At 58.0% G+C, this 24,092-nt stretch carries 21 protein-coding genes and 3 pseudogenes; 9 read left to right on the forward strand and 15 right to left on the reverse strand.

Annotated elements, in window-relative coordinates; translation table 11 throughout:
* Positions 1–2: 2 nt before the first annotated feature.
* From napE to J3O30_RS17005, 3 genes and pseudogenes are all read right to left on the reverse strand, one after another.
* Positions 3–194, reverse strand: a complete 192-nt coding sequence (gene napE, locus J3O30_RS16995; protein ID WP_207581425.1) for a periplasmic nitrate reductase, NapE protein — start codon at positions 192–194, stop codon at positions 3–5.
* Positions 195–536: 342 nt separating this feature from the next.
* Positions 537–1,535, reverse strand: coding sequence for an ABC transporter permease (locus tag J3O30_RS17000; protein WP_207581426.1), 999 nt, complete (start codon positions 1,533–1,535; stop codon positions 537–539).
* A 68-nt stretch (positions 1,536–1,603) separates the two neighbouring features.
* Positions 1,604–2,523 (reverse strand): annotated as a pseudogene (locus J3O30_RS17005) (ATP-binding cassette domain-containing protein).
* Positions 2,524–2,603: 80 nt separating this feature from the next.
* On the opposite strand from J3O30_RS17005, the gene J3O30_RS17010 reads away from it, so the two are divergent.
* Both J3O30_RS17010 and J3O30_RS17015 read left to right on the forward strand, forming a co-directional pair.
* On the forward strand, positions 2,604–3,584 hold the full coding sequence (locus tag J3O30_RS17010) for an NAD(P)-dependent oxidoreductase (RefSeq protein ID WP_207581427.1): 981 nt from the start codon (positions 2,604–2,606) through the stop codon (positions 3,582–3,584).
* Positions 3,585–3,632: 48 nt separating this feature from the next.
* Positions 3,633–4,622: a substrate-binding domain-containing protein gene (locus J3O30_RS17015; protein ID WP_207581428.1), complete on the forward strand. Its 990-nt coding sequence runs from the start codon at positions 3,633–3,635 to the stop codon at positions 4,620–4,622.
* A gap of 59 nt (positions 4,623–4,681) precedes the next feature.
* Here the strand turns inward: J3O30_RS17015 and J3O30_RS17020 are convergent, their stop codons facing one another.
* On the reverse strand, positions 4,682–5,560 hold the full coding sequence (locus J3O30_RS17020; RefSeq protein WP_207581429.1) for a LysR family transcriptional regulator: 879 nt from the start codon (positions 5,558–5,560) through the stop codon (positions 4,682–4,684).
* A 190-nt stretch (positions 5,561–5,750) separates the two neighbouring features.
* On the opposite strand from J3O30_RS17020, the gene ampC reads away from it, so the two are divergent.
* The 3 genes and pseudogenes from ampC to J3O30_RS33210 all read left to right on the forward strand — a co-directional run.
* The gene (gene ampC / locus J3O30_RS17025) at positions 5,751–6,905 is read left to right on the forward strand and encodes a class C beta-lactamase (RefSeq protein ID WP_207581430.1); all 1,155 of its coding nucleotides are present in this window, start codon (positions 5,751–5,753) and stop codon (positions 6,903–6,905) included.
* A gap of 337 nt (positions 6,906–7,242) precedes the next feature.
* Positions 7,243–8,199, forward strand: coding sequence for an NAD-dependent epimerase/dehydratase family protein (locus J3O30_RS17030; protein ID WP_207581431.1), 957 nt, complete (start codon positions 7,243–7,245; stop codon positions 8,197–8,199).
* A 31-nt stretch (positions 8,200–8,230) separates the two neighbouring features.
* Positions 8,231–8,502, forward strand: a pseudogene (locus tag J3O30_RS33210) (glycosyl transferase); the annotation flags it as partial.
* A gap of 105 nt (positions 8,503–8,607) precedes the next feature.
* Here J3O30_RS33210 and J3O30_RS17040 read toward each other — a convergent pair.
* The 4 genes from J3O30_RS17040 to J3O30_RS17055 are packed head-to-tail and all read right to left on the reverse strand — an operon-like array spanning position 8,608 to position 13,298.
* Positions 8,608–9,975 (reverse strand): glycosyltransferase, encoded by a 1,368-nt coding sequence (locus J3O30_RS17040; RefSeq protein WP_207581433.1) that lies wholly within the window; start codon positions 9,973–9,975, stop codon positions 8,608–8,610.
* On the reverse strand, positions 9,968–11,152 hold the full coding sequence (locus tag J3O30_RS17045; RefSeq protein WP_207581434.1) for a glycosyltransferase: 1,185 nt from the start codon (positions 11,150–11,152) through the stop codon (positions 9,968–9,970). The genes J3O30_RS17040 and J3O30_RS17045 overlap by 8 nt, the downstream gene beginning before the upstream one ends.
* Positions 11,152–12,453, reverse strand: a complete 1,302-nt coding sequence (locus J3O30_RS17050) for an ABC transporter ATP-binding protein (RefSeq protein ID WP_207581435.1) — start codon at positions 12,451–12,453, stop codon at positions 11,152–11,154. Before J3O30_RS17050 ends, J3O30_RS17045 begins: the two co-directional genes overlap by 1 nt.
* Positions 12,450–13,298 (reverse strand): ABC transporter permease, encoded by an 849-nt coding sequence (locus J3O30_RS17055; RefSeq protein ID WP_207581436.1) that lies wholly within the window; start codon positions 13,296–13,298, stop codon positions 12,450–12,452. The genes J3O30_RS17050 and J3O30_RS17055 overlap by 4 nt, the downstream gene beginning before the upstream one ends.
* Positions 13,299–13,413: 115 nt before the next feature.
* Between J3O30_RS17055 and J3O30_RS17060 the strand changes: the two genes are divergently transcribed.
* Positions 13,414–16,464 carry a trifunctional glycosyltransferase/class I SAM-dependent methyltransferase/polysaccharide deacetylase gene (locus J3O30_RS17060; protein ID WP_207581437.1) on the forward strand — a complete coding sequence of 1,017 codons (3,051 nt, stop codon included), beginning with the start codon at positions 13,414–13,416 and terminating at the stop codon, positions 16,462–16,464.
* Here J3O30_RS17060 and J3O30_RS17065 read toward each other — a convergent pair.
* The gene (locus J3O30_RS17065) at positions 16,453–17,502 is read right to left on the reverse strand and encodes a glycosyltransferase family A protein (RefSeq protein ID WP_207581438.1); all 1,050 of its coding nucleotides are present in this window, start codon (positions 17,500–17,502) and stop codon (positions 16,453–16,455) included. The genes J3O30_RS17060 and J3O30_RS17065 overlap by 12 nt on opposite strands.
* 232 nt (positions 17,503–17,734) lie before the next feature.
* Positions 17,735–17,887 (reverse strand): hypothetical protein, encoded by a 153-nt coding sequence (locus J3O30_RS17070; RefSeq protein WP_207581439.1) that lies wholly within the window; start codon positions 17,885–17,887, stop codon positions 17,735–17,737.
* Between the two features lie 909 nt (positions 17,888–18,796).
* On the opposite strand from J3O30_RS17070, the gene J3O30_RS17075 reads away from it, so the two are divergent.
* Both J3O30_RS17075 and J3O30_RS17080 read left to right on the forward strand, forming a co-directional pair.
* Complete coding sequence (locus tag J3O30_RS17075) at positions 18,797–19,087, forward strand: hypothetical protein (RefSeq protein WP_207581440.1); 291 nt, start codon at positions 18,797–18,799, stop codon at positions 19,085–19,087.
* A 65-nt stretch (positions 19,088–19,152) separates the two neighbouring features.
* The gene (locus tag J3O30_RS17080; protein ID WP_007630845.1) at positions 19,153–19,359 is read left to right on the forward strand and encodes a hypothetical protein; all 207 of its coding nucleotides are present in this window, start codon (positions 19,153–19,155) and stop codon (positions 19,357–19,359) included.
* Positions 19,360–19,728: 369 nt separating this feature from the next.
* Here J3O30_RS17080 and J3O30_RS17085 read toward each other — a convergent pair whose 3' ends face one another.
* The 5 genes and pseudogenes from J3O30_RS17085 to J3O30_RS33215 all read right to left on the reverse strand — a co-directional run.
* On the reverse strand, positions 19,729–19,977 hold the full coding sequence (locus tag J3O30_RS17085; RefSeq protein ID WP_207581441.1) for a hypothetical protein: 249 nt from the start codon (positions 19,975–19,977) through the stop codon (positions 19,729–19,731).
* A gap of 101 nt (positions 19,978–20,078) precedes the next feature.
* Complete coding sequence (locus J3O30_RS17090) at positions 20,079–20,786, reverse strand: TfuA-like protein (RefSeq protein WP_207581442.1); 708 nt, start codon at positions 20,784–20,786, stop codon at positions 20,079–20,081.
* Positions 20,783–22,006: a YcaO-like family protein gene (locus J3O30_RS17095; RefSeq protein WP_207581443.1), complete on the reverse strand. Its 1,224-nt coding sequence runs from the start codon at positions 22,004–22,006 to the stop codon at positions 20,783–20,785. The genes J3O30_RS17090 and J3O30_RS17095 overlap by 4 nt, the downstream gene beginning before the upstream one ends.
* Before the next feature lie 242 nt (positions 22,007–22,248).
* Positions 22,249–22,674: a helix-turn-helix transcriptional regulator gene (locus tag J3O30_RS17100; protein WP_207581444.1), complete on the reverse strand. Its 426-nt coding sequence runs from the start codon at positions 22,672–22,674 to the stop codon at positions 22,249–22,251.
* Between the two features lie 268 nt (positions 22,675–22,942).
* Positions 22,943–23,084, reverse strand: a pseudogene (locus tag J3O30_RS33215) (methyltransferase domain-containing protein); the annotation flags it as partial.
* A gap of 106 nt (positions 23,085–23,190) precedes the next feature.
* Here J3O30_RS33215 and J3O30_RS17105 point away from each other — a divergent pair.
* Positions 23,191–24,078, forward strand: coding sequence for a DUF6030 family protein (locus J3O30_RS17105; RefSeq protein WP_207584355.1), 888 nt, complete (start codon positions 23,191–23,193; stop codon positions 24,076–24,078).
* The last annotated feature ends 14 nt before the right edge of the window (positions 24,079–24,092 follow it).

Consider the following 24,092-nt stretch of genomic DNA (forward strand, 5'->3'; position numbering starts at 1 on the left):
CCTCAATGACCTGGAGGCCCGGGAGGTCCAAAGACGATCTGCCACATCCAGACGGCGAACCCGTAGCTACCGACGACGCCGACGGCGATCACCGGCCAGATGCCGAAGGCAAGTGCGAAGAACGTCACAAGCTCGATCTTCCTTCTGTTCGGAGGCTGCGCGCCCGCAGAGCCGCCTTGGACCGGCTGCAACATCTCACTTCCTCTCCGCATGTCATCGCCGGCATTTTGATGCTGGCACTGCCGTGCTGAGAGTTGCATACACCGTGCCTTTGGGCACGTATGTTACGGTAACCAACGGAGCGGGTTGCCAATATGTGGCAAGTCGGGAACTGGGGCTTCGATGGACAGAGAACGCGAGCATGACGACCTGACCGCCGGGATTGACCGACCGATCGTTATTATTCTCCCCCAAAGGTGGGTATATCGGCGTCTTCACGGGAGACCCATGAGGCTCATGCAGAGGGATCCATATCTCAGCAAGTTTGGACCACCCGCACCCTTCGGTGCGCCGCGGACTCCTTGTCCAGCCCAACCCTACTCGCTCTGCCGCAGATTCCGTATCCGATCAAACAGCACCGCCAGCACGATCGCCCCGCCAATAAACGTCCCCTGCCAGAACGCATTGATGCCGAGCAGGCCGAGGCTGTTGCGGATCACTTCGATCAGGGCCGCGCCAACCAGGGCGCCGAAGGCGGTGCCGATGCCGCCGGCGAGGTTGGCGCCGCCGATGACGGCGGCGGCGATGACCTGCAGTTCCATGCCGGCGCCGATATTGGTGGTGACGGCGCCGAGCCAGCCGGTCTGGACGATGCCGGCAATGCCGGCCGACAGCGCCGAGATCATGTAGACGGCGACCTTGATGCGGCGGACGGGAACGCCGGTCAGCGTGGCGGCATGTTCATTGCCGCCGATCGCGAAAATATAGCGGCCGAAGCGCGTCCAGCGCAGCACGAAACCAGTGATGAGCGCCAGGATGACCATATAGAGAACCGGATTGGCGATCCCGAAAAACCAGGCGCCGCCGCCAAGCGCCAGCAGCTTGTCATGATCGGGGCCGAACTGAAAGACCACCGTGTTGTTCGAGGCGACCATCGCCAGGCTCCGCGCAATCGACAGCATGCCGAGCGTCACCACGAAGGGCGGGAAATTGAGATAGGCGATCAGCACGCCGTTGAAGGCGCCGATCGCCAGCGCCGTAACGATCGCGGCCGTTATGCCGACCTCGATGGAATAACCGGCGTTCATGGTGACCGCCAGCACCATGCTGCAGAGGCAGAGCACCGAGCCCACCGACAGATCGATGCCGCCGGTGATGATCACCAGCGTCATGCCGAGCGCGATGATGGCGACGAAGGTGACGTTGCGGGTGATGTTGTAGAGGTTCTTCGTCGTCGCAAAGGAATCGGTGGCGAAGGACAGGAAGAGGCAGGCGAGAAGCACGGCGATCAGCACCCAGAATGTCTGGCCGCCGACAAACTCCGCAAGCCGGCTGCGCTGCTTCTGTGCAATCGTCTGGTCCAATGTTACTGCCATTTCGACCTCTCACTCCAGATGGGGCATTCCCGTCAGCGGTATTTCTCCCGCGGGATAAGCGGCGCGGCTCAAACCTGTTCGATGGCGCCGGTGATCAGACCCGTGACTTCTTCAGGCGAACTTGCCTCGATTGCCTTGTCGGCGACTTTCCGGCCGCGGCGCATGACGATCACCCGGTCGGCCACGGTGAAAACATCGGGCATGCGGTGGCTGATCAGCACGACCGCAATGCCGCGGTCGCGCAGCTCGCGGATCAGATTGAGGACCTCGGCCACCTGTCGGACCGAGATGGCGGCGGTCGGCTCGTCCATCAGCACGATCTTTGCCTCCGACAGCATGGTGCGCCCGATCGCCACCGCCTGCCGCTGGCCGCCCGACATCTGCTTGACGAGATCGCGCGGGCGGGTTTCCGATTTCAACTCCCTGAAGATCTCGCCGGCGCGCCGATACATCGTCCCGTAATCGAGGATGCGAAACGGACCGACGCCGCGGCGCAGCTCGCGCCCGAGGAAGACGTTTGCCGCCGCCGTCAGATTGTTGCAGAGCGCCAGATCCTGGTGCACGATCTCGATGCCGTGCTGGCGCGCCTCGATCGGGCGATGCATGACGATCTCCCGGCCCTCGAGACGCATGATGCCCTCGCTCGGCCGAAAGTTGCCGGCGATCATCTTGACCAGCGTGCTCTTGCCGGCGCCGTTATCGCCCATCAGGCCGACGACCTGGCCGGCTTCGAGCGCGAACGACACGTCGTTGACCGCCTGGATGGCGCCGAAATGTTTTGAAATATTGGTGAGCTCGAGAACCGCGACCAGCCGACTACCCTCCCCTTAACTGCAGGCCTGCCTTCGCCGCCGGTTGCCGATACCCGGTTGCCAGTCAGACGCCTACGATCTCGCTCAGCCGATCTCCTCCCGGAAAAGCGATTGCGCTCATTAATGCAAAAGCGCCAGGAATCGTCAATCAATAGTCCGCTAAAACGTCCCCTCATCACAAAAATCTATTTTGTACGATAAATACAGATTGACGCCGGAAACGCATAGATATTAGCTGTTACTGGGGGAGAGAAGTATGCTGATCCTTGTCACCGGGGCTACGGGCAAGGTCGGGCGGCGCTTTATTACTGGGCTGCTTGACGAGCCACAATTTTCCAACGCACGCATTCGCGCGCTTTGCCATAATCGTGTGCTTGGTGAAACCGGCCGGGTCAGTGTGATCAAGGGCTCGATCGCCGATAGCGATGTCGTTGCAGCGGCGATGGACGGCGTCACCCATGTCGTGCATCTCGCCACCTGCAAGGAAATCCCCGCCGATGTGATGGATATCACCGTCAAGGGCCTGTTCTGGCTGCTCGAGGCGTTCCGCGCCAGCCCCACGGCAAAGCAGTTCATCCTCATCGGCGGCGATGCCGGCATCGGGCATTTCTTCTATCGCCATGACGGGCCGGTGACCGAAAAGACGCCGCATCGCGCCTATCCCGGCTGTTACGCGCTGTCCAAGGTGCTGGAAGAGGTAATGCTCGAGCAATTCGCCATCCAATACGGCATCAACACCTGCTGTCTGCGCGCGCCGTGGATCATGGAGAAGGACGATTTCAAGTTCACGCTGTCCTTCGGCGAGGATGTCTTCGGCGGGCCGGACTGGAAGACGCTGGTGCCGGCAGCCGATGCCGAGCGTTATCTCCGCGATGGCACGGTGCCGCTGCTGCGCGACGCCGATGGCCGGCCGCTGAAACGCAATTTCGTCCATGTCGACGATCTCGTCTCGGCGATCCTCGCGGCAATCGACAATCCGCGCGCCAAGGGGCAGCTTTTCAACATCTCGATGGATCGGCCCGTCGATTATGGCGAGGTTGCCGCTTATCTCGCCCGCACGCGCGGGCTCGGCTCGGTCAATATCGAAAGCCAGTTTCACTCGAACTGGATGGACAATAGCAAGGCCAGATATCTGCTGGACTGGAACCCCGTCTACGATCTGGAAAAGCTTATCAATTCGGCTTGGGAATACCAGCGATCGAAGGAGGAGCCTCGGGTCGTCTGGTATCCAGGTTGATGACGCGGCGGGTGCAGAAGCGTCCGTCTTTTTCAATGGGAGGAAGCTATGAGGAAGGCATTATTGCTTACAGCTGCAGTCCTGGCGCTGACGGCCGGACAGGCCCTGGCCGCCAAGAAGCAGCTGGTTATCGTCGTCAAAGGCCTCGACAACCCGTTCTTCGAGGCGATCAACCAGGGTTGCCAGAAGTGGAACAAGGAAAACGCATCCGCCGAATATGAATGCTTCTACACCGGCCCGGCATCGACCTCCGATGAAGCCGGCGAAGCGCAGATCGTCCAGGATATGCTTGGCAAAGCCGATACCGCCGCCATCGCCATCTCGCCGTCGAACGCCAAGCTGATCGCCCAGACGCTGAAGACGGCCAATCCGAGCGTTCCCGTGATGACGCTCGATGCCGATCTTTCGGCAGATGACGCCGCTCTCCGCAAGACCTATCTCGGCACCGACAACTATCTGATGGGCGCCAAGATCGGCGAATACATCAAGAAGGCCAAGCCGAAGGGCGGCAAGATCTGCACGATCGAAGGCAATCCCGGCGCCGACAACATCCTGCGCCGCGCCCAGGGCATGCGCGATACGCTGAGCGGAAAGAAGGGTCTCGCGGCCTTGAAGGGTGAAGGCGGCTGGACGGAGGTTGCCGGCTGCCCGGTCTTTACCAATGACGATGGCGCCAAGGGCGTTCAGGCGATGACCGACATCCTCGCCGCCAATACCGACCTCGATGCCTTCGGCATCATGGGCGGCTGGCCGCTGTTTGGCGCCCCGCAGCCCTACCGCGACCTGTTCAAGCCGATGGCAGACAAGATCGGCAAGAACGAATTCGTCATCGGCGCCGCCGACACGATCGGCGACGAAGTGGCGATCGCCAAGGAAGGCCTGGTCACCGCGCTCGTCGGCCAGCGGCCGTTCGAAATGGGCTACAAGGCGCCAACCGTGATGATGAACATGATATCCGGTAAGAAGGTCGAGGATCCGGTGTTTACCGGCCTTGACGAATGCACCAAGGACACCGTCGACACTTGCATTCAAAAGTGATCTTGGCATTCCAAAATTGATGCGGCTCGGAGCGCCCACGTCCGTGGGCGCTCCGATGTTTATGCAGCGCTCAGCTGCGCACCGATCCAATCCGAAAATGCCTGCATGGCCGCCGTGACCGGCCGCGATTGCAGGCGCGTCAGCCAATAGCTGCCGAGCGATATGGCGGTGGCGAAGGGCTGGACGATCGCGCCTGAGGAGAGGTGCCTTGTGAACATCGATGGCGGCGCGAGCGCGACGCCGAGCCCCTGAAGGGCCGCCTCCATCATGCCGACGGAGGAATCGAAGACGATGCCGGCATGGACCTGCGCTGTGGGGGGAACGCCGGCGGCCTGAAACCAGGTGCTCCATTCATCCGTCCGGTAACTGCGCAGCAGCACCGCTCCGGCAAGATCCTCAGGCGATTGCAGATGTTCCGCCAGCTTGGGGATGCAGAGAGGCGAGAGCGGCGCTTCGAACAGGCGTTGCGCCTGCGTTCCGTGCCATGAACCGCTGCCGAAGCGGATGGCGAAATCCAGCCCTTCGGCGGCCGGATCGACGCGGTTGTTGTTGGTGGACATGCGGAGATCGATAAAGGGATGCCGGCGCTGGAAATCCGAGAGCCTCGGCAGCAGCCAGCCGACCGCAAATGTCCCGACAACGCCGAGAAACAGCAATTCGCGCACCTGCCCGGCTTCGATCCTGTCCAGCGTCGTCGCCATCTGGTCGAAGGAGGCCGTCACCGTCGGCAGCAGCGCCTCGCCTTCCGCAGTGATTTTCAAGCCGCGGGGAAGACGCTGGAACAGCGCCACGCCCAATCGGGTCTCGAGCCCTTTGACCTGCTGGCTGACCGCCGCCTGGGTGACGCAGAGCTCGATCGCGGCGCGGGTGAAGCTCAGATGCCGTGCGGAGGCTTCGAAGGCACGCAGGCCGTTCAAGGGGAGGAATTGCCGAACCATTTGAGCCCTTTGTTTTGATGCATGTCGTTCTCCCGGAACCGCCGCCCACTTCCGGGCGACATGCATTAGATTTTCTTGTGGCTGCTGCGAGATATCATCATTTGTGATTGGAAAATAGCGCGAGTAAACGTCCTCCCCATGCGCTTTTGCGCTTGTTTTGGTTGCCATTTCGATTTGGAGGATGATGGTTATGAAAAGCGTTGGGATAAGAATTTTATCGGCCGTCTTGCTCTCGGCCTGCGCTGCCACAAGTGTTTTTGCCGCCGACGAGACCAAGTTGAAGGCGATCACGGATGCCGCGATCACGCCGATTATGGAAAAATACGCCATCCCCGGCGTTGCCGTCGCCATCACTGCCGACGGCCGGGACCACATCTTCACCTATGGCGTCGAATCCAAGGACACCGGCAGGCCGGTGGCGCCGACCACGCTGTTCGAACTCGGATCGATCAGCAAGACCTTCACGGTGACGCTGGCATCCTACGCCGAAGCAAGCGGACAACTCTCGCTGTCGGACAAGGTCGGAAAATTTCTGCCGGCGATGAAGGGAAAGCCGTTCGGCGATATCGCCCTGATGAATCTGGGCACCCACACGGCGGGCGGATTTCCGCTGCAGCTTCCCGATGAGATCAAAACCGAAAAACAGCTGCTCGGATATTTCGAAGCCTGGCAGCCCTCCTATGCGGCTGGGACTGAGAGAAGTTATGCCAATCCCAGCATCGGCATGCTCGGCTATATCGTGGCGAAAGCCATGCACGGGGATTTTACGGCTTTGATGGAGGGCAAGCTGTTTGCCGCACTCGGATTGAAAAGCACCTATATCGATGTGCCGAAAGCGCGGCTGGCGGACTATGCTCAAGGCTATAAGCGCAGCGGCGAGCCAGCCCGGATGATGCCGGCCGTTCTCTCATCCGAAGCCTATGGCGTCAAATCCACCGCAGGCGACATGATCCGCTTCGTCGGCGCCAATATGGGCCTGGTCAAGCTCGACGAAAAACTGCAGCAGGCTATCACCAACACCCATATCGGATATTTCAAAGCCGGGGCGATGACCCAGGATCTCATCTGGGAGCAATATGCCTATCCCATGGTTTTGAACGACGTGTTGGAGGGCAATTCGCCCGCGATGCTGAAGACCATGCCGGTTTCGGAACTGCAGCCACCGATGCAACCGCGCGACGATGTGTGGATCAACAAAACCGGCTCGACCAATGGCTTCGGCGCCTATCTCGTCTTCATCCCCAGACAGCGGCTCGGCATCGTCATCCTGGCCAATAAGAACTACCCCAACGAGGATCGTGTCGCTGCAGCCTATCAGATATTGACCGCGCTCTCGGCCGACTGATCGGAAAACAGGCCTGGCCGGCGTGAGTGCACGCCGGACCGGGGGGCGTCAACGGCAAACGGCATCACTTGAATTCTGCTTCGTTGCTTCCGAAAATCGGGTCAGACTTTAGCCCGATGCCGGACCGACGCCCTCGTGATACAAACTGGTGCGATCGACGACGCGCCGCGCCCGCAGTCGTTCCGATGCCGAATCCGGCGACACTACTTTAAGTAAGACATATGAATAATTAAGATTAATAAGGGAGTATTTTCTAGAATACTTCTAATGAATTGCCACGCCTTAAAGGTGATGCTAATAAACAAACCACATTCTCAAAGTCACGAGGCGCAATGCAATGAAAAGCGTATTGATATCTGGCGGAGCTGGATTTATCGGATCGCATTTGTGCGACCGGCTTTTACTTAGATCCGACGTCCAGAAGCTGGTTGTTGTTGACAACCTCTGGACCGGACTTTTCGACAATATCGCCCACATCAGGGATCCCCGTTTTCACTTCGTGAAGTCGGACGTCGAGACGCTGCGCAGTTCTGAAAAATTCGATGAAATCTACCATCTGGCCTCCCCGGCATCGCCGCCATGGTATATGAAGGAACCGAAGAGGACGATTTCCGCCAATCTTCTCGGGGCATTTCGGCTGCTGGAGCTCTTGAAGAAGGGCGGGCGTTTCGGCTTCACCTCGACGTCCGAAGTTTATGGCGACCCGCTGGTGTCGCCGCAGCCGGAGACCTACAAGGGCCAGGTGGACTGCACCGGACCACGCTCGTCCTACGACGAGAGCAAGCGCTGCACGGAATCGCTGCTGTTTGAAATGCAGCGTACCCAGGGGCTCGACCTCAAGGTCGTGCGTCCCTTCAACACATACGGTCCCCGCACCCGGCCCGATGACGGCCGCGCCGTCTCCAACTTCATCACCCAGGCGCTGGCGGGCCGGCCGATTACTGTATTCGGCGACGGCAAGCAGTCGCGCAGCTGGGGCTATGTCGATGACGTCGTCGATGGTTTCGCACGCTATTTCTGGATCAATGAAACCGACTATAAGGGACCTTTGAACGTCGGCAATGATCGCGAGATCTCGGTTCTCGAAGTCGCGCAATATATTTCCAAGCTGGTCGGCGGCGTGCCGATCGTCTTCGAGCCGTCACCGCCGCAGGACCCCACGAACAGACGGCCGGACCTGACCAACGCGCATTATGTCATGCCCGAGTGGTCGTGCAAAATCACCTATGAACAGGGCGTGGCGATGACGCTCGACTGGTTCAGGGACCAAATGAAGGCGCAGGCTGCAGAATAAACCATATCAGCTTTCGAGACTCGCGTACTGAGTGCAGGTGGCGTATATTCACGGTTTGATTGAGATGGTGACGGTGCGAGAACCAATTCCGTCCGATCTGAAGGATATAAGTTTGCCGTACCGATTCATTATCTCGATCTCGCCACCTCTCGCCTCGATGCCGTTTCGCCCCTGATCTTTGATGGGTTGGTGGTCTTTCTGTCGGATGGTCTTCCCGTAGGACAAGCCTATATCGAAAGGCCCGAGACGGCCGCGGCCCTGGCCGAGCGTGTCGTGCGACCTGAGACCATCGAGCATGCGCGTCATGTACTTTCTCCGCGACAGCCGGAACTGCCCCCGCGGCGGGCGCATCGGCATGGGCGCGGTGGGGCGTCTGAACCTGGCGGTCGGCTGCAGCAGCGTCGGCCGCTACGACTTACTCGTATTGTCGTAGAGTGCTGAACGCAGTTTCGCCTGCATCCACTGGACGTGCTGTTCGATCATATGCGCGTGGAAACTGGGGTTATTGAGCGTGTTCAATGTGAAGTCGGACAAATGCGAGGCGACGTTGATCGGCTGACCCTGCCATTCGGCAAGCGCCACAGGAAGATATCTATGTATTGCCTGGCGGTTCAGCCACGGACGGAAATGCCGTGCGTCCCACGGTTCGGCGCCGATCCGGTGACACATGTCGCCGACATGTACCGTCCCATTCATGATACGAGCAGCAAGGGGTCGGCGTTCCGCCAGCATTGCTTCGGCTGCCTCAAGGCCTTGGTCCAGATTGATCTCGAGCACGTCGATTTCATCGGTGGAAGCTGTCGGATCCGTCGGAAGCCGCCAATCCTCACCCAACACTTCCGCGGCGCCGCGAAGATAATGATATCCACTGCACTGTCGCTCTACCTTCTCATAGAGCCTGCGAAGGCCAGCCTTTTCCAACATTTGGAGGACGCCGGGGCCAGCCTTGACGAGGGGGTCAAGGACAGAACCGGCGCGGGTAGCGATAGTCCTTTGCAGGCGCCTCTTCCGCCCTTTTCGTCCGGCGAACCGATGAATCGCCAGCAGCCGCTGTATGTCGGGGTGCTTACGAGCCATCAAGGCATCGGAGCGTCCCTCTTGATGCCTGCGCACCATCTTTCCGATGAGTGTCGTCGTTTGATGTTCGAGATGATAGCCCAATGCGTCAGGAGCAAAACGAATTGGAACCCCTTTTTTGATCAGACGCAGACCAAATTCGAAGTCTTCTCGTGCACGGGCGAATTGAGGATCGAGCCCGCCCATTGCCTGAAATAGGTCTGCATCCAGCGAAAGGTTTCCTGTCAGCACATCGGTAAAGGCGAACTGATGTCCAGGGCGGGACACGCGCTCGAAGTGCCTCGTCCACCATGCGCGCGCGCTGAGGCGGAAGCGATCCTTTGCAATGTGCGGAAGTGGCGGGTAGGGGCCTATCACTACGCCCCCAGGGTGGCGCTGATGTTCAACGACGTGCGCCCGAACGAAGTTTTCCCCGGGCTGAATGTCGTCATCAAGGAAGATCAATAAACGGCCGCTCGCGACCTGCGACCCCGCATTGCGGGCGAGTGCCGGACCGACGCCCGGCAACGTCAGGGTACGAAGCGGAACGCGGGTACGAAGCGACGAGAGCATTGTCGACGTGTCGTCCTCACACCCGTCCGCCACAACCAGGACTTCGAAGGCTGGGGTCCCATCTCGCTGAGCGTCGAGCTTGCTTAAAAGCGATCTCAGCATGGCAGCACGATTATGCGTTGGTATGATAACGCTGATGTCAACCACGCTTATGCCCTGCCTCCCCTGCTCGCGCCCGCGCCCTCAGATAACGGACCGGGCCGTTCACAGCACCTCTGACCTGCGTTAAGGCGTCGTTGTAAGGCAGGCTGAATTGGTGTCTCCGTCGAGGTTGAAACAACCGCCGAAGAAGCCTGAGATACGAACGAACCATGCGAGGGAGCGCACGCGGGTTTCCCTCGAACAGGAGGGCCTTCGTCAAGATGGCGAACGATGCAACCTCGTAGCCATACATCTGCTGCTGCAGTTCCTTGCTTGAGCGACGATGGCGGTGCCAGTTCAGAGCCTCGGGATCGTAGATGATCCGATATCCGGCTTCGAGCACACGCCGGAACATGTCTGTGTCACCACCAGCCAGACTTAGCGTTCCAGCGTCAAGAGCCTCGTCGAACCACCCCACCGCATCAACGATCGTTCGGCGCAACGCCATGTTGACACCGGCACCCGCATGCCATCCCATGAATGGGTCCAGGTTATGGGCATCATAGACCTGACGCCTGAAACCACGGCAAAAACCGCCAAAATGCTGAAAGGCGATCTGCGAGTCCGTTTCCAGCTCTGCCGCCATGGTAAGGCCGGTTACGGCCAGCACTAGGGGGTCCTCGAAATTGCGAAGCAAGGTTCTAAGCCATAGCGGGTCGGGGACCGCATCGTCGTCGATGAAGGCGACGACGTCTGCTTCTGTGTTGCGAAGGGCAGTATTGCGCGCGACGTCAAGACCAGGACGCGGTTCGCGCAGATATCTCACAGTGTCGAAGCGCCCGACTAAATCTCGCGTGGCCTCGTTCGATGGGGCATTGTCGACGACGAGAATATCGGCCTTATCGGGCATAGCCAAAAGCCCGGTGAGGCAGCGCTCCAGATCTTCGGTACGATCGCGCGTGCAAATCACCACGGAAGCTTTCGGCAGCTGACTTGGAGTCGGCGACGGGTCAGGGAGGGCCAGCCGATGCCTCAGCCAAGCCTCGAACACCGACGAACTGGCCGCAGACAGAATCCGGTCTTTAATTGGCGTCTTGCAGCCATCGGTGTCGAAGGCGATCACAGCTTGGCCGCACGGACGACCGGCGACCCGGATCAGCACAAGTGCACCCTGATAGTCATCGGTCGGTTCAAAATCTGGCGGAAGGTCAAGAATGTCGATGTCTCGAACCGCAAGGCGCATCAGGAGTTCCGATCCAAGCTGCGCTGACCCAATGAGCCGTGGTCCGGCGAGGTCGCGGTGGGGCGCGACTGCACCTGCTCCCACTGTGTCGGAGGATTCAGCATACCCTTTCTTGGGCCGGGGCCGGTCACGGCGAGAGGATAGACTTCGGCGTGATAATCGTAAACCTGCTGCCAGTCTGCCGAAAAAAGGCCTACAGTAACGCGATAGTCGCCGGGCGCCAGGTCGATACGATTGAGTGATGTTTCGATGCGCACCGTGTCCGTGTCTACGACAGGGGCGAATTCGGCCAACTTGCTGTCGGTCTCGAAGCAGCACGTATCGTCCGCCGCGTAGATGCCGATGACGATAACGGCGTTGCGATCTCTGGTGGCGCCAACATAGGTCAGTGAAATCGACAGCCGGTCGCCCGCAACGATGGTACTTGTCGGCGTGCTTTGCTCGTTCAGCAACACTACGGCTGTGATCTGGAGTTCGCCATTGCCGAACCGGCTGACCTGCGGCACAAGTTCGACGGGCAGTTTTGTAACGGCGAACGGTTCGTGCGGAACGCTGGCGACCTTCGCCTCGACAGCCGAGGTATAAAGCGGGAGCATTTCGTCGATTGGTCCGTAGCCCACGACGCGTCCGCCTCTCAGGAACAGCACGTGATCGCAGATTTCTCTTACCTGCGAGACGTCGTGTGACACGAAAAAGATAGTGGCGCCGTCCTTCAGTATCTCCTTCACTCTTGCAATGCACTTCTGCTGGAAGGCTTGGTCGCCTACGGCGAGGGCCTCATCGATAAGCAAGATGTCCGGGCGCACATGAACTGCCACGGCGAATGCCAGGCGCATACGCATCCCGGTGCTATAACTGCGAACCGGATTCTCAACGGCCGCCTCCAACTCGGCGAAGGCTACAATCTCGTCAAACCGCTCGGCAACCTCGGTCCGCCGCATTCCCGCGATAACACCCAGCAGGAAGATGTTCTCGCGCCCCGTCAAATCGTCGGTCAGGCCCGCCCCGATGTCGAGCAAGGCGCCAATTCGACCCATCACCTTGATCTGCCCTTCGTCCGGACGACCAACACCGCCGATCAGACGCAGCAAAGTGGACTTCCCGGCCCCGTTTAGCCCGACCACGCCGACAGCTTGCCCTGGCGCAACCGCGAAGCTGATGTGGCGCAGGCCCCAAAAGCTTGTCGACTGTACCACGGACCGTCCGGACAAAAGGTAACCCTTCAGGGTGGTAGAGCGTGCACCCCCTTGCGCACGGTAGCGCTTGCCGACATCGTGGACGGTGATGGCGCCTTGTCTCATAGGTCGTCCACTAGGCGTGCGCTGCCACGCTCGACCAGCCAAATGCCAGCAAATAGCATCGGCAAAGAAATCAGCGCAGTCTTCCAATAGACATCAACGGGAGGCCACGCGTGTTCGACGAAAATGGCGCGGTACCCCTCGAGAATCCAGGCCATCGGGTTCCAGGTGTGAATTAAGGCCATCGGCTCACTCGCCTTGAGTGGGCTGTAGAACACGGGTGTCAGGTAGAAACCCAGCATCAAAACTACGCCTACCAAATGTTGAGTATCCCGGAAGTGGACATGCGCAACCGCAACAAGATAGGACAGGCCCATCGTGAACAGCGCCTGCGCAAGGAAGACGAGTGGAAGTGCGACGACGCTCAAAGTCGGGCCCCCGGTCTCGATAAACGAGATGATGAAGAGGAGTGGCAGAGCGAGCAGAAGGTGAACTGCCTGTGTGATGACTGCGACAACAGGAAGTATCCCGATCGGAAAGCCCGGCCGGCGCACCAGTTCGCTGCTGCCGGTTATGGAAGTCGTCGCTGCGGGCACCGCAGTGCTGAGCCAACCCCAGGCCAACACGCCGGAAAAGACGAAAGTGGTGTAATGGGGAATATCTAGGGGCAGGACCTTACGAAAGATCAGCGAAAAAACCAACAGCTGGCTCAATGGCCGCATCAAGGACCAGCCGAGGCCAATTGCGGACCGTTGATATCTCATCTTCAGATCGCGTGCCAGAAGTTCTAACAGCAAATCGTTCCATTGCAGACAGACGTGGATCAAGGGCTTCCACTGATCACGACGCCAGCATTGGTCCCGTCGCTTCGCGCGATCAAGCGCATCATCCTTGAGATGTTCAGGCATTTCGGCTCACTTCTGCCACCGGTTAAATACACCTTGCCTCAAAGTAGTAAAGATCATCATACTCGCGAACTGACCCGGTACACTAGCGTGATCGTTATCGTAGGAAGCAACAATTATGCCGATGGTTTCCATCATTACACCGGCGCATGGAGCGGAAACAACGATTTCTTCGACTTTGGAAAGCCTGATAGCGCAAAGTCATGCCGACTGGGAATGCTTCATCATTGATGATGGTTCAACCGATCGGACCGCTGAGATCGCGGACCGTTTCGCGGCTCGGGATACGCGCTTCCGTGTGCTGCGGCAGGAGCAGCGCGGCGTTTCAGCTGCTCGCAATGCGGGACTGGCACAGGCGAAAGGCGACTGGGTCGTCTTTCTCGACTCAGACGACGCGCTGGCACCCTTCCATCTCGAAACCATGCTGAATCACACTCGAACTTTGCCGCAGGCCGACATTCTGCATTGCGGTTGGCGCCGTCTGAAAAATGGTGCTCCCTGGTGGCAGTCTCACCCCGCAGTGAAAATGGACAATCCGTTTGCCGAAGCAGCGCGCTATTGCCCCTTCGCGATCCACGCCGCCTTGCTTCGCCGGTCCCGGCTTGCAGAACTCGGCGGCTTCGATCCGGAGATGGCAATGTGCGAGGACTGGGACCTGTGGCAGCGCCTCGCTCGAGTGGGCGCCGAATTTGCGCCGGTCGAAGGCCTGATGGCCGACGTTAGCGTAGAGGCCGGTTCGCTGTCGTCAAACAGGGTTAAGCATCTCGATTTTGGTCTTAAGGTGATCCGGCGCGGCCACCATTCCGATCCGCGCATCGCCTATCCGGTGCCGGCGCTCGCCCAGGGAATAACAAAAGCTGCGTTGGGAACGGCGTGCTGGTATCTCGCGATCTGGCTTGTCGGCGCCTCAATAGGTCAGGGCGACAATCCTGGCGAACTGCTTGAGCGGGTGGCGGAGCCTATCCCACCTGACGCTGACGCCTACGCGCTCAGTGCAATAATAATGGACGGGATTGTGGTCGGCGCCTTCCCCGACGAGCCGATTTGGCCCGGACTTTGGTCGAAGATCCAGGGCAAGCTTCCGGACCTAGAGGCTTGGCTTAACCGGCATGGTCCCCAAGAAGCTTTTGGTTCCCTGTTGATTCGTTCACTGGAGCGAAAGGTCGCGGACCAGCTGCCGACCGACGTGCCCAGCACGATCGGAACAACAAAAATAGAGCCAATTGATTTGGATCGACCTATCGTTGACCTTATCTTGCCCGGCATTGAGCGGTTGCGCTGTTGCATCTGGCGAGGTTCGACGCTGCTGGGGCAACTGGAGTTTGTTGTCTTCGGAGCAATCGAAGCGGATGCTATCCGAAGTCGACTTAGGACGGTATTCGGCCCGGAGTTCGACGATCTGAAGCACCCAACAGCGGTTTTGTTGGCAGAAGATGGCTTCGTCAATCTTCCTGATCAGGATGACGGGCGCGCCGCCTCCGCCAGCATGGCAGCGCCAAGCTACAGCGGAGTAGCTCAACAGGTGCTGAAGCTCATGGCGAAAATATCATATTGGGCCGAAGCTAAGACAGTAACGGGTTGGTGGAGCAAGAAGGAGCCGACACCAACACGTGTCGACTCGATATCAGGCATGGCGCATGCCGGGCGCGCCGAATTCGATCGAATCGTTGAAGAGGAAAGCCAGCGGGCGGTTGCAGCCTCAACGCAGATATCCAAGGAGACGCCGTCGAAAAAAACCGGCCCGGTGGGCGATGAGGTGCCGAGATACGATACGGAGGCGTACTGGGAGGAGCTGTTTTCCCAGGTCGACCCTTGGGACTACCGAAACAACTATGAGACTGTGAAATATCTTCAAACACTCTCGTTGTTGGACGATCGGCGCTTTTCAAACGGCCTTGAGCTGGCCTGCGCGGAAGGAACCTTTACACGGATGTTGGCCTCCCGCGTCGACAACCTGCTGGCGACCGACATTTCGGCGTCGGCAGTCGCTCGAGCGGCCTCGCTTCAGGACCATGATTCCGCGGTAACCTATCGGCAGTTGGATCTTTTGAGCGACGAGCTAGAAGGGCCTTACGATCTCATTGTCTGCAGTGAAGTTCTGTACTATTTCGAGAACAGAGAAAAACTCCAGCAGATAGTCGATAAGATTGCGGGCAGTCTTCGCACTGGTGGTTGGTTCGTTACTGCCCACGCCAACCTCCTGATTGATATGCCGCATGAGACAGGATTTGGGTGGCCGCATGAATTCGGTGCGGTCGGCATAGGTGAGATGTTTGACCAGCATCCGGATTTAACTCTCTCGGTCGAAGCCAAGAGTCCGCTCTATAGAATCCAAAGGTTCGAGAAGGTGGAGCACGGGGGTTTCCTTGAGCCGACACGCGTGGAAGTAAACACGGCGCAGCCTTTGCCTCTTCAGGTCGCTAGCCAAGTACGCTGGAGAGGGGGGCAAGTTGTGGAAGCGGCCGCCGACTGGAACGATGTCCCGATCTTGATGTATCATCAGATTTCGGACGACGGTGTGGAACAGCTTGCTCGATACCGCCAATCTCCGGAGGCCTTCGAAACTCAACTGGCCTTCCTGCGCGACGCCGGATGGCGCGGGATGACTTTGGACCGGCTGCTTGCTTGTTTCGATGAAGGTGCCAAACCGCCAGAAAAGACATTAGTCCTGACCTTCGACGACGCTACGCGCGATTTCATGACGCATGCCCTCCCACTGCTACATCGATACGGCTTCCCATCCTCACTCTTTGTCCCAACCGATAGGGTCGGCGGCTCCGCAATATGGGATTCGGCCTATGGATCGCCGGCTCCACTGCTAACTTGGGAGGAACTTGCGGCAGTCGCGAACAGCGACGTGACGCTGGGCGCCCACGGTGTCCGGCACGTGCGTTTATCGGCCCTGGCACCGGAGAGCCTATTGCGAGAGCTTGCTGGCTCCAAAGCTATGCTTGAAAAACGCCTAGGTCGAGAAGTGCTGGCGGTCGCATATCCGTACGGCGACTTCGACCCCGCTATCCGGGACATAGCCGAACAATGTGGTTACCGGATCGGGTTAAGCTGCGTCGGCGGCACGGTGCGGGCGGATGCCGATAAGCTCGCATTGAAAAGACAGGAGGTTTTTCGCGGGATCACCCAGTCAGAGTTCGCAAATCTGCTATTTGGCTGAGACAAGAATGGGGGGGTCCACCGTCCAACCCGCATCGTACTTTGTTCCTAGAGCAAAGCGATGATTGGGATTTGGAGAGAAATTAGGTTCCTGCTTCAGCCATGATCGGGCCTTTTTTTTGAGGCTCGTCATTGCCTTTGATCTCGCGTCAACCACAAGCATCTCGGCGGCAATGGGCTTGTTATGTCGCGACATGGTAGCCACAAGTCCGATGAGCGCGCGATATTGACCTTGTTCAACAGCCCTCTGGGCGAGCCACCGGCCACAGCGGCGTAGGCCGGCCCGGATTGCAAAACCCTTTTCCGGGTGTCTCGTTAGCATTTCATCCGCGACCAGAATCCAGGACCGAAGCATTCGCGTCAGATTGGCTGACATGTTGTCGGGGGTTTGGCGATAGCCGACAAGATGATCCGGCACCACTACAAAATGCGAGAGTTCAGCGGCCAGGCAGTAGAAGAAATAATCTTCACATCCCTGCGCCTCGCGCTGTTGGAGTGAGGAGTCAAATCCTCCGGTCGCCTCGAGGACATTCCGCCGTACGAGTGGCGAGCTTCCATTTCCAATGAAGTTTTTGGCAAGTACTTCGTCGAGCACATCTCCCTCGACGGAAATCTCATTGCTCCGGTAAATGACGTAATTCTTATGGTCGATCATCGCATACCAAGTGTAGACTAGCCCGACTTGTGGGCCGCCTGTCTCCAATGCCACCAATTGTCGCTCAATTTTATCAGGTGACCAAAGGTCATCAGCATCTAGGAATGCCACTAGGTCGGCAGGGGTAGAGCGCCAACCCGCATTTCGAGCAGCAGCGACGCCTGAATTTCTTTGCTTCAATACTCGCACGCGCGGATCAATTTTAACGATTTCTTGCGCAATGGCCAGGGTATCGTCCTTGGAACCGTCGTCCACCACGACGATATCGAGCGCATGATGCGTTTGATTGCGAACGCTGTTGATTGTTTCAGCCAGAGTTCGTTCCGCGTTGTAGGCCGGGATTACAACAGCAACAGTTGCTTCGCTTCTTGCCGATTTCTTCAAGCTCTCAACTCCACACGATCGCAAAGAAGTTACACCAAGATGGACGTTTGAGTTTCAATAGATGGAGTAATGGTTATTCGACAAGATATTTCTAGCCAGCAGCTGTTCGTAGTCGACAGATTGCCGGTGCAAAAGCGACGCGCGCCGCCAAAAAGACGGTCACCATCTACCTATGAGGAAGCTGATCTGTATCCATCCCGCCTTGCGCTTCAGCACCGTGGCGGGAAGGAGATTATTGCTCGTCATTGCTCGCCTCCTTCGCCGCGACGCCGGCCGCGGCCATCAGAAGGTTTGCCAGCTTGGCGACAACGGTACTCCGTTTCGCATCGCTCAGGCCTCGCATCTGCGGTGGATCGAACGGTATGCTCAATTGCTTGATCGGCATTCTCGCCGGCTGCGGCCGCCCGACCGCGCGCAGCTAAGACACAGTCGCCGCCTGGTCCTAAAAATTATAGATGGTTGAAAATGCTCGTCGGAGTGAGCTCTCCATTCGGCGACCCTTGAAGGATACTACGCCGGAGAACCGTAGCTAAAGTAATAATTTACATAAATTATAATAACCCCAATAATAATCTTGGACAAGATCGAATTTAACTGCAATCATACCTACGCACTGTACAAGCGTTTCCTACCGGAGGACCCGTCACCCACCCCGACGGGTCCTCAACTTTGCTTGCGGAAGATTGTCGCAAGCGATTGCTGTTGCCTCTATGTCGGCATCGCAAAATATTGCATCGGACAGTGATGTCGCGCGGAAGAGATACGCTCAATGAGACAACCTCACATTTTCGAATGAGGATGGCAGGTGCGTCGCTCGTCAACCCGCATCAGAAGCTATACTTTCTGTCGGTAACCGAATTATTTACGCATGAACGTAACTTCCTCAATCCGATCATGTAACATGGTCGACATAGGCGCATGATAGAAACTAATAAAATTATTGAGACTATTAATAGATATGCCATGCGATTATTGCATTTTAGAATTTTATTCGCCTTTTGATTGATGCTCAAATACAACCTCTGTCTGAAACTTATTATTTAACCTTTTGATAAAAATTTACTTGATAACTACGATGACCAGTCGCAGTTTGTTTTATCCCTCGGCCTCGGTTTCGGTTTCCCAGAGAGCAGAAAATCGACCGAAACCGTTCCCCCGCAGCCGCCCGACAACCTGCCGGGCATACCGACGGCAGGATCACAATTGACGGCCCTGACGGTCATGGAGATGATGACGCGCCCGAGAGGTGCCGGTGCAGTTTAGGACCGCCGGATGAAGGCAGCGGAGATGTACGATGGTTCAATATATCGCAGAATCAGGCGGTTACACAGCACGACACGGAACAATTGCGCCGCTCAAGCCGGCAACAACCGATCCGTTGATTTCGCAATCCGGTGCAGGGATTCCGGCACAGCTGATTGAGATACCGGTGCCAGGCCGATGCGTCGGCCTCGTGCGGGATCCTTTCGACACGACACGCCCGGCATCCCTAGACCCGTCTCGTTTCAACACGCCGGAAGGTCTGATGGTATGCCAAACCTGTGTCGAAATGGCCGCACCTCGAGAGGGAATTAACCCTTCATAAAGCATTTGCTTGCTCAACTTGTAATTTGTGTCATGGTCACTGTAAGTAGTGAGGGAGCCGACCTGATGAGTGATATGGCATCGCATATTCCGGAATTTGGTTACGATGAACGCGTGATGATCTGCCGGAAGCAGATCGAGAAGGCGGTTTATCAGTTCATTGCAAATACGAGGGTCGAGGGGTGCGATCCGGCGGAAGTCGCGATGGCCATCGCAGACATTGCCGACGATTACATTTTACTGCTGGCCCAGAAGCGCAATCTGACCCATTGAGATCAGGGACCGGCCCTCGATCGGCCGGTCGCGCAGTAGACATGTAAACGCGAATTCGCGCCGCTTCCCTACCCGGAAGCAACGTCAAGAAGATCGTTTGTCGTTCGCTTGAAACTACCCATGTGACGGGAACCGGCAAATCCTAACGCGCCGACCATCAGCGACCTGCAACTAGCCGGGCTTTCTCCAAGCCGCAATTGGTCGATTGCCAACGCGCGGGTTCGGCTTCAATCCGCTATTTCCCCCGCGACGGGATCGAAGGGCTCTGCTTCGATCGACGAGTGCTCACATACGCATAACCGCGAAAATCGATGTTGATTTTCGCGGTTATGCGTGGGTTCGAAGGTGTGAAGTCGCGTGATCGACGCGTTAATGACATCTCACGCTTACTTGCGGGACCGGCGAACTCAATTCGGCCAATTCCTTGGTCAACCCCTCCCCCACCTCCTGCTTCACGGCCTCGAGCGCCAGATCGAGGCAGTTCGTCGCGAGCTGCAGTTTGACATCCTGAGCGACCTGCCGTGCATAGGCGATCATTCGCGCCAGCGCGATGAGTTCGTCGGGACCGTCTTCCGCCGCGCGGTCTGCGTCTCTCTTGGCAGCCAATGTCACGCCCATGTGCATTTCTCCCTTCAATTGAAGGAATGATACGCGCGCTGACGTGATCCAGCCCGTGAAAAAAGCGTGACACAACCCCCGGTGACATTGCCGCCTTCGATTCACGGTGCAGGTCGAGTCCGGAATGAGGTCTCATGCAGTGTCCAAGGCAGATCGGCATTCGAGCGAATGTCGCGGGCGTCCTGCACGGCCTTCAGCAATTCCAGCGCGTCGATACGTTTTTGATCGACGGAATTCGAAGCAAGGGCCGCCAGCAGTTGCGGACGGCCGGGCTCGGCCATGTCAGCACATTGCTCGACGATCGCCCGCCAGGTCCGCTTCTTGAAAAAGATCGCGCTTGCGGCATCTTCGAGCTTTTGGCGCAACCCGGCTGCCAACAGCCCGCGATCCTCCATCGCATCGAGCGTGGCGCTGACATTGACAAGCGGGATCGTCAGTGGCTTGCTGCTCAGTGCGCTCGGCGCGTGGATGAGTGCGACGGCGGCATCGTCGACCAGCCGGCCGGAGCGATAGTCCTCGAAAATGCGGCCGATCCCGATCATCCCAAACGGATGACATTCCGCGGCCCGCAAGGCGCCCATGCTTGCTGCCCCAAGGACGGCCACGCCAAGCGAGAGAGCATGGAGAATTTCCTTGTGCCAAACCGGTGCGGCATATTCGAAGCAGCCGTCGATCAAGCCGATGACATTGGCGCCCTGCTCCACCTGAGCCAGGACATCGCCTTGCATGGCAGGCGACAGGACGCGGATCGCCTCGCCGGCAAGCAACGCCGCATCGGGAAGACTGGGACCTGCGAAAATGATCTTCAAAGCCCTATCGCCTTGGCCAGTGCCCTAGTCCCAAATCGCCGGGCGCGTTCCCCCTCTGGATTTTCGAGTTCAGGGATAACGACTTTGACGACGCTGAAGGGAAGCGTGTCGTCGCTGAGGCGCACTGTGATGACCGAAGCAATCCCTCTGCTGCGCAGCGCGTCAAGCACATGTTGCAGCAGATGCGTCAGATCCTGTTGCTGGCCTGCCGCACCGTCACGATGGAGGGTAGCAGGCGGTGCGGCAACCGCATCGAAGGCTCGCCGCATCAGCGGCGGGAGGGATCTCGAGAAAGTTGCAGGCGAAATATCGTCCCTGGCGCCGCTAATATGGGTCAGCCGGGATTGCACGGCTTCCGTCACCGCGCGAATGGCCGCGCGCACCGGGAACGGATGCGCCCCGGTGCCGCCGGTTACCTCGACAAGGCGAATGTCCCTCTTACGGCGAAGATCCCTGCCACCGCGAAGATCACTCCTGACGTGAAGATGCCTGGGGGCCGGAACAAGCTCCCCGGGGCCCAGCATGGCGGTGAAGCAGGGGATTGCGATGTCGCTGGTAATATCGAACAGCCTGAGCGCCAATCCCGATGCTTCGATTTTGTCGATCAGCCCGTTGAGGGCGCCATCCCCAAAACCGCGGGGATCGACGCAGCGGGCATAAAGATCGGCTTCCCCGCCGACCTGCCACAACACATGGGCGTCGCGCTCGATACGCTCCAGTACGCCATGAAAGATTGCCTCCTCGGCATTGTTTCCCGAAGCCAAGCCATCCGACGACATCCAGTATCGCGCATTACGCGTCCGGTCGAGCACCACCGCTTCGAAGGGAATGTGGATCTCGCCGCCGCTGAGGATATTGACGCCGGCAACCCATTCCGTCTCGTCGTCCGGCCCGAGATCGGGTTTATGGACGGCGGTCAGGCAGCTCAACCTGTCGACCTCGCAGCCCATCGCCTGCAGGCGAGAAGAGGAACCGTGAACGAGCTTGACGAACGGCTCGCCGGCGACCGCCCGTTCGAGGGCTTCCATGACAGTGGATACCTTGGCGTCCAGATCGGTCAGGCCCTTTCCCTGCGCAATCACGATCGACCGCGAATTCGGGGTATATGCGCACCAGACAGGGATTCCGATGTCGTCCAATCCGGTATGTCGTGCAACCCTGGTAATGCCGAATCTGGCCAAAAGAGGTTCGACGCGGGAAAGAGTTTCCCCCGGCGACATGATCCTGTCGGAATAGTGGGCGCGGTGTGTCAGGACACCGCCTCAGCCATCGACGTAGCCGAAGGCACCTGCGCCGACGAACGACGGCGCCTGCCTCGCCAGGTATGCCTATAATGACTGGAATGGCCGGCAAAAATACAGGCTGTCGTCAACAGCCCTTTGATCCGGTAGCGAACCAAGTCGCCACTCGTCTCGATCAACCGCAGATCGCCGAATGCCTGCAGATGAAGCACGATCCGTCCTTAGCCGTTTACAACCGGATCATGCAACTCACCGTCGATCTCAGAGAATCCCGCGACCGCCAGACTTTTGGCCAATGCCACCAGTTTTTGCCTGATATTCGGATCCTCGATGGCGATGAATGCCTTGTTGAGCGCCAGCCCCTCCTTCGAGGACAAAAACTTGTTCAATTCGCTAGTCTCGCCTTCGATCGGTCCAGAACCGCCGTTCTCGAAGAAAAAGCCGATGGGCACGCGAAGAATCTCGGATATGCGCTGAAGACGGCTGGCGCCTATTCGGTTCGTGCCTTTTTCGTATTTCTGGATCTGCTGGAAGGTAATGCCCAGAAATTCGGCCAGACCATGCTGGGTCATCCCGAGCGTCTTTCGCCGGATCCTCACGCGGTTGCCAACATAGACGTCGATCGAATTCGGGGATTTAGCCTTCATGTGAATAAGTCTCCCACCTCATCAGCACGCCCAGCTGTATAATGGAGAGTTTAAGCAAAAATGCAACTAAAAGTAAATATTTGGTAAGGACTTTTTTTCAGCACTGCACACAGTAAAAAAACAACCTGTGGATTATTGCAGCGGATGCCTTGGAGAGGCTGCATAAAGCGCGCTCTCTCGCTCTGCCGCACCCCTCGAAATTGACGAATGCTGTTCGAAATCGGCGCCACTTCGACGCCGTCTCTAAAGAGGCTTTTGAGCGACGAGCGTCATAGGCCGAGCCGATATTCCGCGGGAGGTTGGGATAGTTGATATTGGCCTTGGCAATACCATCGCCGGAAGATCGACGCCGACGACATAATAACCCTTGTCCGCGGGAGCAGCGGCTGCCCGCCAGTACCACATCCCAAAGGCGTCCAATTGCCGACACGAAGCCAAAGATATTTAACGGATAAATGTATACTGCTGGATTTAGACAGCCCGATCGAAACCCTTCTCGCACCGGAGAAGACAAGCTTGCCTGAGAATTCATCGTCCGCAAATGCGAAACTGCCGGTGGGAAAACGGAAGATTCCCGTGGTCTTCTGGTTGCTGCTGACGATTTCCCTCTCGCTGGTCATGGGAACGGTGCTTCTTTCCAACGATATGAAACACTTGAAGACGGTGGGCCATTACTTTGGCTTCGATCTCTTTCCCGCTGACGTTAAGCCGCCTCCCCCCAAAGCTCTGCTCCGCCCGACGCCCCCAGCCACCTTCACGTTTCCATTGCATATCATCGAACCGCCGGTGGCACAGACCGCGTCGACTTTTCTGCGGACATGGCGGATATCCGGGCCTGCAATGTGTGCGGCGCTGCGCAATGCCGGCATCGAAACCAGCGATTGGGCGGCGGCAAGCTTCGACGCCGATACGTTCGAATGCATTTTCGAGCATAGCGGCAAGCGGGAGAAGGATCAGCTTCCGAGCTCCATCTTCGTCATCGTTCGCGGCGACGCCGCCGGCGCGATCAACAACATGCGGGTGAAAATCATCAATCCCGAGACGGATCAAAATGGTCAGCTCGATCCCAACATTCTGCGAATTTTCGAAACCATGTTGCGGCAACCGCAATGGCTCGATTTTCACGAGACGCTGAACGCGATCAAAAATCTGAGGGACATCAAGGAAGACGGCTTTGGAGCCAGCATCAATTTCAGCCGCGAAGTGCTCAATCCTGGGCGGTATAATTTTACGCTAGCCCTGGATGCCACTTCGGGACCCCAGAAAAGAACGAGAAACTATTTTTCCGAGAGAGCATGGCTTCGATCGCCCGAGCCGACGGTCGGGACCGACCTGCGGCCGGCATCGGCATCCATTCCTGCCGATGCCAAGGCACCGGCACAAAGTCAGGAACATCCGCATTAGGGTCCGCTGAGATT

This window comes from Rhizobium sp. NZLR1 (assembly GCF_017357385.1).
Lineage (GTDB): Bacteria > Pseudomonadota > Alphaproteobacteria > Rhizobiales > Rhizobiaceae > Rhizobium.

Excerpts from the sequence above, each read along its gene's own strand:
- J3O30_RS17030 (WP_207581431.1), top strand. The coding sequence starts at position 7,243 with ATGAAAAGCGTATTGATATCTGGCGGAGCTGGATTTATCGGATCGCAT.
- J3O30_RS17055 (WP_207581436.1), bottom strand. The coding sequence starts at position 13,298 with ATGCCTGAACATCTCAAGGATGATGCGCTTGATCGCGCGAAGCGACGG.
- J3O30_RS17000 (WP_207581426.1), bottom strand. The coding sequence starts at position 1,535 with ATGGCAGTAACATTGGACCAGACGATTGCACAGAAGCAGCGCAGCCGG.
- J3O30_RS17050 (WP_207581435.1), bottom strand. The coding sequence starts at position 12,453 with ATGAGACAAGGCGCCATCACCGTCCACGATGTCGGCAAGCGCTACCGT.
- J3O30_RS17020 (WP_207581429.1), bottom strand. The coding sequence starts at position 5,560 with ATGGTTCGGCAATTCCTCCCCTTGAACGGCCTGCGTGCCTTCGAAGCC.
- J3O30_RS17060 (WP_207581437.1), top strand. The coding sequence starts at position 13,414 with ATGCCGATGGTTTCCATCATTACACCGGCGCATGGAGCGGAAACAACG.
- J3O30_RS17015 (WP_207581428.1), top strand. The coding sequence starts at position 3,633 with ATGAGGAAGGCATTATTGCTTACAGCTGCAGTCCTGGCGCTGACGGCC.
- J3O30_RS17075 (WP_207581440.1), top strand. The coding sequence starts at position 18,797 with ATGGTTCAATATATCGCAGAATCAGGCGGTTACACAGCACGACACGGA.
- J3O30_RS17045 (WP_207581434.1), bottom strand. The coding sequence starts at position 11,152 with ATGCGCCTTGCGGTTCGAGACATCGACATTCTTGACCTTCCGCCAGAT.
- J3O30_RS17010 (WP_207581427.1), top strand. The coding sequence starts at position 2,604 with ATGCTGATCCTTGTCACCGGGGCTACGGGCAAGGTCGGGCGGCGCTTT.
- ampC (WP_207581430.1), top strand. The coding sequence starts at position 5,751 with ATGAAAAGCGTTGGGATAAGAATTTTATCGGCCGTCTTGCTCTCGGCC.
- J3O30_RS17070 (WP_207581439.1), bottom strand. The coding sequence starts at position 17,887 with ATGCCGATCAAGCAATTGAGCATACCGTTCGATCCACCGCAGATGCGA.
- napE (WP_207581425.1), bottom strand. The coding sequence starts at position 194 with ATGTTGCAGCCGGTCCAAGGCGGCTCTGCGGGCGCGCAGCCTCCGAAC.
- J3O30_RS17100 (WP_207581444.1), bottom strand. The coding sequence starts at position 22,674 with ATGAAGGCTAAATCCCCGAATTCGATCGACGTCTATGTTGGCAACCGC.
- J3O30_RS17080 (WP_007630845.1), top strand. The coding sequence starts at position 19,153 with ATGAGTGATATGGCATCGCATATTCCGGAATTTGGTTACGATGAACGC.
- J3O30_RS17095 (WP_207581443.1), bottom strand. The coding sequence starts at position 22,006 with ATGTCGCCGGGGGAAACTCTTTCCCGCGTCGAACCTCTTTTGGCCAGA.
- J3O30_RS17085 (WP_207581441.1), bottom strand. The coding sequence starts at position 19,977 with ATGGGCGTGACATTGGCTGCCAAGAGAGACGCAGACCGCGCGGCGGAA.